The following is an 11,856-nucleotide window of genomic DNA, read 5'->3' as shown; positions in this document are numbered from 1 at the left end:
GCGATGCAGGCCATGCGCGTCGCCAGTCACTACGGGTCAGTTGTTGTTGATCTGCTTGATGGTAAGTTCGCGCAGTAGCTCCTTCTCTTCCTGGTCCTTGTCATCTTGCAGGCCTTGCTGCAAGTTCAACTCGTCCTGAAGCGAGTGGTCCTTGCTGGCCAGCTCGAGCACCCGCAGGCGGAAGCGTGCGTCTATTTCGGCGAAGCGGTCGGCACACTCGGCGCGCAGGCGCGTGGTCCAGTCCGTATTCGCCAGCATGTAGTCGACCAGTGCATCGCTCAGTTCACTTTTCCGGACCTTTTCCAGCACACTGGATAGCTCATCGCGCGCCAGGTTCGCAGCACCTCGAAAACGCATGCTGTCGGCGATCGGCAGGTCCAGTTCCCTGGCCAGTTCCCGGCGGTAGGCCAGGCGTACCGAGACCAGGTCACCCGAGCCGGTCCGTTGGTTGGCCAGCAGCTCCAGCTGTTCGATCCGGAAAAGCTGCAACAGGCGACGACGCAGTGCTTGCAGGGAATCGCCGGCGTCGACCAACAGGCGTTGGCTCATCAGGTACAGTTCAATATTGTTGAACTCCTGCAGCGCTCCGTCATGGCAGGTCTGCGAGCCGGTTACCGGGTCTGGCAATGCCGCTGCGGCGATGCTCTCCATGATCGGGCGTTCGCTTTCGTTGCTTGCAGCCACCACCAGCATCAAGCGCACCCGTTCGCAGAAGGTGGCTCGCGTATTCGGGTCAACGTATGGGGCGGCATTGTGCAGACGGCCCGCCAGACGCAACAGATCACTGCCTTCGAGTCGCTCCCAGCAGTCCTGCAATGCGGCATTCTGTGCTTCGCTACCCAGCATCCAGTCCTCCAGCCTGGGCGTATCATCGCCCAGCAGTGGGAAGTGAGGGTGGTCGAGAGACCCTTCGCTGGAAGAATCGAAGAACATCAGGTCGTCGGGGATATCCAGGGCAAAGGAATAGCTGTGCTGGCTGTCCGAGAAGGTGCGTACCCGCAGGATGGTTTCAAGAGGCAGTGGGTTGTCGAACAAGGCGATCGACGAGATTGGCATGGGATTGTTCAGGTTCGTCAGGATGTGCTCGGGCAACTGGGTGATGTTGTTCGAGCTCAGGTCCAGAAGTTCCAGTGGCAGCAAACTGTCACACCAGCTGGGCCAGGCTTGCAGGTTCATGTTGGTCAATGCGAGTGACTGCAGGTTGCCGGCCAGCGATGCGGGCACATGGTCGATGCTGCCTGCCCGGTTGCCCGACAGGTCCAGCGAGGTCAGGTTTCGCAGCCCTGCGAAAATGTCCATCATGGCCTGGTCGACCTCCAGACCCATGTTGCGAAACTCCAGGTAGGTGAGTTGGGGAAGGCGAGCCAGGGCGGATGCCAGCGAGGGCATGGCGGCCTGGTGTGCATCGATGGTCAGCCGGCTGATGTTAGGGAACCGGCTGAGTAATTCATCGAGCTGTGAGGTGCTGCCTCGCAACCGCGTCAGGCTGAGTGCACGTACGCGGGCGCCGAAGAACGCTGGAAGCCGCCTGGGGAAATGCTCGATGGCCACGTCCTCGAGTTGCAGGCGCAGGTATGACTGGCCCTGCTCCTGCTGTTCCCAGAATTGATCGATCGCTGACGCGATACGTTGCCTGTCCGCCAGTGCGGCCTGGGTCAATGGGTTGCTCGAACTGGATGCCTGGGCCCAGCCATCGATCGCATCGCGCATCTGCCGTCGCTCATCGCGAATGCGTGCGAGCTGTTCGGAAAGTGCTGCTGGCTGGTCCGTGGTGATACCCGAGGTGTCGACGTGCTCGTTCAGCAACAAGCGCTGCAGGTGGGATTCATTGATGCTGTTGCCTTCCAGCGAGATCACCGGTGGCGTGGTCAGCATGTCCGCTTCATGAAGCAGGAACGTGGGCAACGACCTGAGATTGTTGTGGCGCAATGACAGGTGGGCAATGCGCGCCAGGGCGTCGCTGCCAATCCCGATCGGCCATTGGGCCAATTGCATCTGGTCCAGGCCCAGGTAATCCAGGGTCAATTCATGGAAGCTTGGCCTGTTGCTCTGCGCCAGCCGGTTACCACTCAGGTCGAGGTATCTCAATTGGCGAAGCCCTGACAGCAGGTTCAGGTCGCTTTCGGAGAGCGTCATGTTCTGGTTGGTGAGCACCAGTCGTTGCAACCCTGGCAGGCACTCGGTGATGGTGGGCACGCTGAACAGGAAGGGCGAGGGCGTTGCCCTGGGGTCAAACGGACGGCTGATTTCCAGCGACTCGATCTGCGGCATCTGCCTGAGCAGGCGTTGCAGCAGGCGCTCGTTTTGCGCCCAGCCCGCCAAGGACCCTGACGGTAAGTCGATCAGGCTCAGGCTGCGCACGCGTGCGTTGAAAAAAGCGGGCAAGGTGAGGGGTACGTCGGCAAGTGGGACGCGGGCGATACGCAGTTCGGTCGTGGGCTCTGCGCTCTCCTCCAGCGCAGTCTCGTACCAATGTTGCATGATCGAGTCACGCAGGCTGTCGTAGTCGTGGGCTGCCTGGTCGCTTGCCGGCGAAATGGCTTCGCTCCAATCGTCCAGGCTGCTTTGCAGCTCGTTGCGTTGCTCCACCAGCGTCTGCAAATGCTCGAATATCTGCAGTTGTGTACGGCCGCGGCTGGCAAGTGCCAGCAGAATATGATCTGCCGAGCGGCCGGTGCGTGTGGCGAGCCCTGTGGCTTCGATAGCTTCGAGCAGGCGCTGACGGGTGATGCCGTGGGTGGCCGGGCCGCCGCCACTGAGCCGGTAGCCCAGGCGGCCATCGGCCAGGCGCATGGGAGAACGGTAGCCGGGGCGTACGGGCTGCATGCCCAGCAGCACCCTCAGCGCCGGGCGGGGTAGTAACGGGCTTTCCTGTACAAGGCGCTGCAGCGCTTGCTGATCGGTGACGTCCATGCTCGCCATCGCCGCGGGCAGTGCCTCGTACAATGCAGCGTAAAGGCTTGGGTACACCTTGACCACGGCACTGGACAGGCTTTCATCGTGGACGATGTACCCTGCCGGGGCATGGGTGATGGTCGTGTATGGGCGGGTGCCCGGCGTGCCTATGGCATGATCCTGGGTCGGCCAGGACATGCGCTGGAGCAGCCGGAGCCTGGTCTGTGCAGGCCAGCCTGGCAGGTGTTCGAGCGTATGCATGATCAACAGGTCGCCATCCCAGCTCGGCACGCTGGACAGGTACAGCCCTTCGCAGGCGCGGGCAAGGCGAATTTGTTGCTGGTAGATGCGGGCCTCTTTGGCAAGGCGCAGTGGTACCTTGCCGTTGTCGAGTATCTGCAGTTCGTTGGCACTGGCCTCGCGCGCCAGCTCATCGGCGACTGCTGACGGCAATTTCGGATACGCCCTCTGGATGGCCTCGGCACCCGGCGCCAGGTCGCGCGAAAGGCTGGCGTAGGCCCTGGCGAACTCAGCGGGCCGAGTGCTCTCGTCCGCCAGCCGGCGGACCGTTTCGTCCAGCTTGAAGCGTTGCAGGGTGTCTTCCAGCAAGGCCGGCAGCCGCTGGCTGTCGGCCAGGGCCCGGCGCAGCTCGTCTTCGTGTACGCCGCTGACGGCGATAATCCGTTGCAGCGTCGGCTCGTCGAAGTGCCCACTCAAGTGGCCGATGCGGCGCAGGAGTGTCATGCCCGACCAACTCAGTGGCTTATCCGTAACGTGCAACCATGCTCCGGCACCGTTGTGCCGCACTGGCGGCTGGTAACGGCGAGGGCTTGCAGGGTGTTGCAAACGATATTCGCCAGTCGTTGGCGTTTGGCTGACGATGTACTGATTGCCCTGCAGTACCAGCCAGCGTTTGCCTTGGTGATGCCGTAGGCCCAGTTCGTCCGGTACCAGGTCATGGGGCAGCGTCTCGTGACTCTGGTAGGGCGTGAGGTCGGGTTTCCACAACCGCGTCTGACCATCGGATGTTTCCACGTCTTCCAGTTCTTCGATGAATGAAGGCGTTTCTACCGGAATACGGGTTATCCCTGGCTCCTCATCCTCTGACTCTTCAATCTCCGGCCCTTCCAGCGAGGTGCCGGTTTCGCTGCCGTGCAAGCCTCTCAAAGCTTTGGCTGCTGCGCTGAGGGCGGCCATGACGGCCACGTTTTCGATCACATCGACCAGATAGCCATAGGCAGTATCACGCTCGTCGTTTTTCCAGGCGTCGATCCCTTCATACACCTCATGGGCCAGCTGGGCCAGGCAAACAGCAAGCATTGCCTCGCCAAGTCCCGGCACGAAGAAGCCGGCGATGTTCAAGGTCGTGAGCACACGGCCGGCAATCAGCTCTCGGTGGGCTTGGGCGGTGCGCCGATCGACGATTTCGGTTGGCGTGGCGTGGAACAGCACATCCTTCTCATGGCGCTGGGTCTTCTGGAACGTCATCACGCCCTGGAAGGCGTGGCTGAAAGGCTTTTTGACCGGATACAGGGTGGCGTGCGGGTCCGGAACACGCTCATGCAGGCCGCGGACACTCCAGGCCAGGGGCATTAGCCGGTCCTTCAGACGGGTGGTTATCAGCGCCTTGTCACGGTCGGCGAGGTGCCTGTCCAGGTAGCCGATATCGGCCTGGAGCCTGTCGCGCAACTCTTCGTTCATGGCTTCCTGGCTGGCGAATTCCTTGAGGGGCGTGGTGCTGTCTTCGGGGATGTACAGCGCCACTGCCCGATGCTCTTCAGCTTGCAGGGTGATGAGCACAACGCCGGTCAGCTCGGTTTCCCACAAGTCGAGCAGGCTGAACGTCACCGGCGAAGAGGGCGATGGCGCCTGGTCAAGTGGCGTGGCAAGAGCGGCGGAATATAGCGCCTCGCTGATATCCCCCTTGAGGCGGGCGAAATGCAGTGATTGCCGGAATGCCGAGACCTCTGCACGCCCCAGTGTTTCATAAACGGCCAGTGCGGCTTCATCCGCGCCGAGTGGCGGCGTGGCCGCTGGATAGTAGATGGCATGTACCTGTTGATGGTATTTGCCGCCGATATCCAGCGTACGACACAAGTCGGCGAAATCTTCGGCGGCGATATCCAGTGCATTGTTGATCGGCACGGTGCCCATGAAGCGCCGGTGATCGACTATGACCGACCTCTTGAGCAGGGAGGCGGGCGCGTCCATGCCATGTTCGGCAGCGGCGGCCTGGTCGAAGTTGTGCAAGGCGCAGTGCAGCAGCGAGCGTGTAGCCCGGTCGACAGCCTGGCGGCTGTCGATGGCGTCGGTCGTTTCGATCAGGCGGGCATCGACGAGGTAGGTGTTGCGCACATCCAGGTCAAGCCTGAATCGCTGCTTGATGGCTTCGGTGAGTGCCTTGGTGGCGTAGGTTTCCAGGGTTGGAAGCTGTTCGAACAGCTTGTGCACCTGCACCTGGTGCTCGCGGTGGCGTGCGTGCTCTTCCTGCCATGCCTTGGCGACTTCCGGTTGTTGCTGGAGTGCCGTCACCAGCCAGGCAGGGGGTTGATGCCAGTTGCGCATCGCAAGTCGGGTTTCTGGTGGAGCCTGCTTGAGCCAGGTGGGGATTCTGCGCTCGATGGTGGCGTAATGAACACTAGGCACGGCAGTGACTGCAGTTGGCATGGCGAGGCCCTTGCTTGATTTGGGGCGAGGGACTATCGCGGGCCTGCCTGAGCTGCTGGAGGTAGATATATGTGCCCTTGAGGTGCGGCGGCATCAGCGCGGGCAGTGCTCAAAGCGCAATTCAGGTTTATGATGGCCCACGGCCGAATAATCCTCACACGGAGTGCGCAATGCAGACCCTGTACCCGCAGATCAAACCCTACGCCCGGCACGATCTGGCCGTGGAAGCGCCGCATGTGCTGTATGTCGACGAAAGCGGCTCGCCAGAAGGTCTGCCGGTGGTATTCATCCACGGCGGCCCGGGCGCCGGATGCGACGCCCAGAGCCGCTGCTACTTCGACCCGACCCTGTACCGCATCATCACCTTCGACCAGCGCGGCTGTGGCCGCTCCACGCCGCACGCAAGCCTGGAGAACAACACCACCTGGCACCTGGTCGAGGACCTCGAGCGCATCCGCGAGCACCTTGGCATCGACAAGTGGGTGCTGTTCGGCGGCTCGTGGGGCTCCACCCTGGCCCTGGCCTACGCCCAGACCCACCCCGAGCGGGTGCATGGCCTGATCCTGCGCGGCATCTTCCTGTGCAGGCCCCAGGAAATACAATGGTTCTACCAGGAAGGCGCCAGCCGCCTGTTCCCCGATTACTGGCAGGACTACATCGCGCCGATCCCGCCGGAGGAGCGCGGTGACCTGGTCACGGCCTTCCACAAGCGCCTGACCGGCAACGACCAAATCGCCCAGATGCACGCGGCCAAGGCCTGGTCCACCTGGGAAGGCCGTACCGCCACCCTGCGTCCCAACCCGCTGGTGGTCGACCGCTTCTCCGAGCCGCAGCGTGCACTGTCGATCGCCCGTATCGAATGCCACTACTTCATGAACAACGCCTTCCTCGAGCCGGACCAGCTGATCCGCGATCTGCCAAAGATCGCCCACCTGCCGGCCGTGATCGTGCATGGCCGCTATGACGTGATCTGCCCGTTGGATAACGCCTGGGCGCTGCACCAGGCCTGGCCGAACAGCGAACTGAAGGTGATCCGTGACGCTGGCCACGCGGCTTCCGAGCCGGGCATCACCGATGCCCTGGTGCGTGCCGCCGACCAGATGGCCCGGCGCCTGCTCGATCTGCCCCTGGAAGAAGCATGAGGGGCCTGCTGCAGCGCGTGCGTGGTGCGCGGGTGGAAGTAGCGGGGGAGGTGGTAGGTGCCATCGACCAGGGTTTGCTGGTGCTGGTGGCCGTCGAGCCTGAAGATTCCCGTGAGCAGGCCGACAAGTTGTTGCACAAGCTGTTGAACTACCGGGTGTTCAGCGACGAGCAGGGCAAGATGAACCTGTCGCTCAAGGATGTGGGGGGAGGTTTGTTGCTGGTGTCGCAGTTCACCCTGGCGGCAGACACCCGCAACGGCATGCGCCCGAGCTTCTCGACGGCAGCGCCACCGGCCCTCGGCGCCGAGTTGTTCGACTATCTTTTGCAGCAGGCGAAGGCCCGGCACGCCGATGTGGCAAGCGGGCAATTCGGTGCAGACATGCAGGTGCACCTGGTCAATGATGGCCCCGTAACATTTATGTTACAAATGTGAGTGTAAAAAACCCCTTGTTCACAGGAAAACAAGGGGTTTTGTACGATAAATAGTTGTTCCAGCCTGATGCGTTGTCACGCGACCTGCTGGATAATCGCGCGCTGCATGGACCTGCGTTCGCAGGTTCGTTTCACTCTGACTCGAGTATTGTCTGGATCCGTTTGGGGAATCATTACGCCCTCACGGGGTCCGAACAGTGCTCGCCAACCCGGCATTTGTCGCTGGCCGTTGGTTTCATGATCTGTTTTCGGCGAGGGTTGCTCGTGATTGTTAGTCCCCAAAAAGCATCAAGAATCCCCGGTACCGGGCTGCGCAAGGCCCTGATGGCCAGTGTTGCACTGGTCGGCCTGATGAGCGCGGGCCAGCTGTGGGCATTCAATCTTGACGATGTTGCAGCCAAGGCAAAGGATCTGGCCGGCCAGAAGTACGAAGCACCGAAAAGCAACCTGCCGGCCGTATTCCGCGACATGAAGTTCGCGGACTACCAGAAGATTCATTTCCTGCAGGAAAAGGCCGAGTGGGCCAAGGACAAGACCCCGTTCAAGCTGTCGTTCTATCACCAGGGCATGCACTTCGATACCCCGGTGAAGATCAACGAGGTCACCGCCACCAAGGTCGAGGAAATCAAGTACGACCCGAGCCGTTTCGAGTTCGGTGACGTGCCACACGACCCGGAAACCACCAAGAACCTGGGTTACGCCGGTTTCCGCGTGTTGTACCCGATCAACAAGGCCGACAAGCAGGACGAGATCATGACCCTGCTTGGCGCCAGCTACTTCCGCGTGGTCGGCAAGGGCCATGTATATGGCCTGTCGGCCCGTGGCCTGGCCATCGACACCGCACTGCCGTCGGGCGAGGAGTTCCCGCGCTTCACCGAGTTCTGGGTCGAGAAGCCAAAGCCGGCCGACAAGCACCTGGTCATCTACGCCCTGCTGGACTCGCCGCGTTCCACCGGCGCCTACAAGCTGACCCTGCGCCCAGGCAACGATACCGTGGTCGACGTGCAGTCCCGCGTGTTCCTGCGTGACCATGTCAGCCGCCTGGGCATTGCCCCGCTGACCAGCATGTACCTGTTCGGCCCCAACCAGCCGTCCAAGGTCCTCAACTACCGCCCGGCCCTGCACGACTCCGAAGGCCTGTCGATCCATGCCGGCAACGGTGAATGGCTGTGGCGCCCGCTGAACAACCCGAAACACCTGGCCGTGAGCAACTTCAGCGTCGAGAACCCGCGTGGTTTCGGCCTGATGCAGCGCCAGCGCGCCTTCAGCGACTACGAAGACCTCGACGACAACTACCAGAAGCGCCCGAGCGCCTGGATCGAGCCGAAAGGGGACTGGGGCAAGGGCACCGTCGACCTGGTCGAAATCCCGACTGCCGACGAGACCAATGACAACATCGTGGCCTTCTGGAGCCCGGAAAAGCTGCCTGAGCCAGGCAAGCCATTCGAGTACGCCTACCGCCTGCACTGGACCATCGACGAGCCGAAGTTCCAGGCTCCCGAGCTGGGCTGGGTCAAGCAGACCCTGCGTTCCACCGGCGACGTCAAGCAGTCCAACCTGATCCGCCAGCCAGACGGCAGCGTGGCCTTCCTGGTCGACTTCGCTGGCCCGGCGCTGGCCGCCCTGCCGGAAGACACCGCCGTGCGCAGCCAGATCAGCGTGGGCGACAACGCCGAGGTGGTCGAGAACAACCTGCGCTATAACCCTGAGACCAAGGGCTGGCGCCTGACCCTGCGTTTGAAGGTCAAGGAAGCCAACAAATCGACCGAAATGCGTGCCGCGCTGGTGCGTGACGTGCCGGTCGAAGCCGCCAAGCCTGCCAAGGACGCCAAGCAGGACAAGGCTGCAGCCAAGCAAGCCAAGGCCGAGAAAGCCGCCAAGGCCGAACAACCTGCCGCCGATGCGGCGCCCACCAACGGGACCCCGGCCACCACCGAGAAGGTGCTGACCGAGACCTGGAGCTATCAGTTGCCTGCCGATGAGTAACTCAAGCGCAAGGCCGGAATCGCTTCGCGAGTACCTGGCCCACCTACCACTGAGCGACGAGCAACGGGCGGAACTCGCCAGCTGCACGTCATTCAGTGAGCTGCACCAACGCCTGGCGGCCAACTCGGCCGCCAGCTCTACCGAGGCCGTACAGGCCTCGGTGGGCCCGCGCCTGACCGTAGGCAGCGCCGCCGAGCTGGAAGACGCCGAAATGCTTGGCGTCGACGGCAGCGGCCGCTTGTGCCTGAAGATCGCCCCGCCGATCAAGCGCACCAAGGTCGTGCCCGAGCCATGGCGTACCAACGTGCTGATCCGCATGTGGCGGCGCATGACTGGCCGCACCAACGCCCCGCAGCCGCCCAAGCGCGAGCTGCCGCCAGCCCGCTGGCGTACGGTCGGTTCGATCCGCCGTTACATCCTGCTGGCGCTGATGATTGGCCAGACCATCGTTGCCGGCTGGTACATGAAGGGCATCCTGCCGTACCAGGGCTGGTCGTTCGTGGACTTTGACGAAGTCGTCAACCAGCCGCTGTGGGACACCGTGGTGCAGGTTTGGCCGTATGCCTTGCAGACGTCCATCCTGGTTCTCTTCGGCATCCTGTTCTGCTGGGTATCGGCGGGCTTCTGGACCGCGCTGATGGGCTTCCTCGAGCTGCTCACCGGGCGTGACAAGTACAAGATTTCGGGTAGCAGTGCAGGCAACGAGCCGATCGCGCCCGAGGCGCGTACCGCGCTGGTGATGCCGATCTGCAACGAAGACGTGCCGCGCGTGTTCGCCGGCCTGCGCGCAACGTTCGAGTCGGTGGCCGCCAGCGGCAACCTCGATCGCTTCGACTTCTTCGTGCTCAGCGACACCAACGACACCGACATAGCCGTGGCCGAGCAACAGGCCTGGCTGGACGTGTGCCGCGAAACCAAAGGCTTCGGCCGCATCTTCTACCGCCGCCGTCGGCGCCGGGTGAAGCGCAAGAGCGGCAACCTCGACGACTTCTGCCGTCGTTGGGGCGGCGAATACAAGTACATGGTCGTACTCGACGCCGACAGCGTCATGAGCGGCGAGTGCCTGAGCAGCCTGGTGCGCCTGATGGAGGCCAACCCGGACGCCGGTATCATCCAGACCGGGCCGAAGGCCTCGGGCATGGACACCCTGTATGCGCGCCTGCAGCAGTTCGCCACCCGCGTGTACGGCCCGCTGTTCACCGCTGGCCTGCACTTCTGGCAGCTGGGCGAGTCGCACTACTGGGGCCACAACGCGATCATCCGCATGAAGCCGTTCATCGAGCACTGCGCCCTGGCGCCGTTGCCGGGCAAGGGTGCGTTCGCCGGTGCAATCCTCTCCCACGACTTCGTCGAAGCCGCGCTGATGCGCCGTGCCGGCTGGGGCGTGTGGATTGCCTACGACCTGCCGGGCAGCTACGAAGAACTGCCGCCGAACCTGCTCGATGAGCTCAAGCGCGACCGCCGCTGGTGCCACGGCAACCTGATGAACTTCCGCCTGTTCCTGGTCAAGGGCATGCACCCGGTGCACCGTGCGGTGTTCCTCACCGGGGTGATGTCGTACCTGTCGGCACCGCTGTGGTTCCTGTTCCTGGTGCTGTCGACCGCGCTGCTGGCCACCAACACGCTGATGGAGCCGCAGTACTTCATCGAGCCGTACCAGCTCTACCCGCTGTGGCCGCAGTGGCACCCGGAGAAGGCCGTGGCGCTGTTCTCCACCACCATCGTGCTGCTGTTCCTGCCCAAGCTGCTCAGCGTCATTCTGATCTGGGCCAAGGGCGCGACCGAGTTTGGCGGGCGCATCAAGGTCACCCTGTCGATGCTGATGGAGATGCTGTTCTCCATGCTGCTGGCGCCGGTGCGCATGATCTTCCACACCCGCTTCGTGCTGGCCGCGTTCCTCGGCTGGGCCGCCACCTGGAACTCGCCGCAGCGTGACGACGACTCCACGCCGTGGAGTGAAGCGGTGCGCCGCCACGGCCCGCAGACCCTGCTGGGCATCGCCTGGGCGGCGCTGGTCGCCTGGCTGAACCCGAGCTTCCTGTGGTGGCTGGCGCCAATCGTTGGTTCGCTGGTGCTGTCGATCCCGGTTTCGGTGATCTCCAGCCGTACCCGCCTGGGCCTTGCCGCCAAGGACGAGAAGCTGTTCCTCATCCCCGAGGAATATGCCACCCCGCAAGAGCTGCTGGCCACCGACCAGTACACCCACGAAAACCGCTGGCATGCCCTGCATGACGGCTTCGTACGGGCTGTGGTCGACCCGCGGCAGAACGCCCTGGCCTGTGCCATGGCCACTGCCCGTCATGGTCAGGCAGCGCCGATCGAGGCACTGCGCGCCGAGCGTGTGGCCAAGGCGATGGAGGTAGGGCCGAAAGGACTGGACCTCAATACCCGCCTGGCCCTGCTCAGCGACCCGGTGGCGCTGACCCGCCTGCACGAGCAGGTCTGGGCCGAGCACAATGCGGCGTGGATCGACGTGTGGCGTGCGTCGATCAAGAACGACCCGCATTCGCCGCTGTTGCCGTTGCATCCGGAGAATGAAGGCCAACCGGCACTCGTCGGCGCCTGATCGGGCCTATTCGCGGCGGTTCGGCGCCCCGATGAATCCGCTCCCACAGGTACAGCACAGCCTTCAAGGTGTGCGCCGTACCTGTGGGAGCGGGTTCACCCGCGAAGCTTTTAGGGCCCTCCCTCGATTTTGGCCAACAAAGTCCCCCCCGGCTCTAGGTCCCCGAG

Annotated in this window: 5 protein-coding genes; 4 read left to right on the top strand and 1 reads right to left on the bottom strand. The window is 63.1% G+C overall.

The annotated features are described in order from the left end of the window. Positions 1 to 36 precede the first annotated feature (36 nt). Positions 37 to 5,562 carry a dermonecrotic toxin domain-containing protein gene (locus WM94_RS03545; protein WP_256206991.1) on the bottom strand — a complete coding sequence of 1,842 codons (5,526 nt, stop codon included), beginning with the start codon at positions 5,560 to 5,562 and terminating at the stop codon, positions 37 to 39. 170 nt (positions 5,563 to 5,732) lie between these two features. Here WM94_RS03545 and pip point away from each other — a divergent pair, with 170 nt between their 5' ends. The 4 genes from pip (at position 5,733) to mdoH (ending at position 11,689) form a co-directional block, all read left to right on the top strand. Beyond that, positions 5,733 to 6,704: a prolyl aminopeptidase gene (gene pip, locus WM94_RS03540; protein ID WP_013974556.1), complete on the top strand. Its 972-nt coding sequence runs from the start codon at positions 5,733 to 5,735 to the stop codon at positions 6,702 to 6,704. Beyond that, a complete protein-coding gene (dtd, locus tag WM94_RS03535; protein ID WP_025340925.1) occupies positions 6,701 to 7,138 on the top strand; it encodes a D-aminoacyl-tRNA deacylase in 438 nt (145 codons plus the stop codon). Before pip ends, dtd begins: the two co-directional genes overlap by 4 nt. 263 nt (positions 7,139 to 7,401) lie before the next feature. Further along, on the top strand, positions 7,402 to 9,123 hold the full coding sequence (locus WM94_RS03530; RefSeq protein WP_015272100.1) for a glucan biosynthesis protein G: 1,722 nt from the start codon (positions 7,402 to 7,404) through the stop codon (positions 9,121 to 9,123). Further along, a complete protein-coding gene (mdoH, locus tag WM94_RS03525) occupies positions 9,116 to 11,689 on the top strand; it encodes a glucans biosynthesis glucosyltransferase MdoH (protein WP_061550448.1) in 2,574 nt (857 codons plus the stop codon). Before WM94_RS03530 ends, mdoH begins: the two co-directional genes overlap by 8 nt. The last annotated feature ends 167 nt before the right edge of the window (positions 11,690 to 11,856 follow it).

It is taken from the genome of Pseudomonas sp. ABFPK (assembly GCF_001586765.1).
GTDB classification, from domain to species: Bacteria; Pseudomonadota; Gammaproteobacteria; order Pseudomonadales; family Pseudomonadaceae; genus Aquipseudomonas; species Aquipseudomonas asiatica.
This window is presented reverse-complemented; position numbering and strand designations above follow the sequence as displayed.

What these genes read in the sequence shown, in the direction of transcription:
- WM94_RS03545 (WP_256206991.1), bottom strand. Translation starts at nt 5,562, where the DNA reads ATGCCAACTGCAGTCACTGCCGTGCCTAGTGTTCATTACGCCACCATC.
- pip (WP_013974556.1), top strand. Translation starts at nt 5,733, where the DNA reads ATGCAGACCCTGTACCCGCAGATCAAACCCTACGCCCGGCACGATCTG.
- dtd (WP_025340925.1), top strand. Translation starts at nt 6,701, where the DNA reads ATGAGGGGCCTGCTGCAGCGCGTGCGTGGTGCGCGGGTGGAAGTAGCG.
- mdoH (WP_061550448.1), top strand. Translation starts at nt 9,116, where the DNA reads ATGAGTAACTCAAGCGCAAGGCCGGAATCGCTTCGCGAGTACCTGGCC.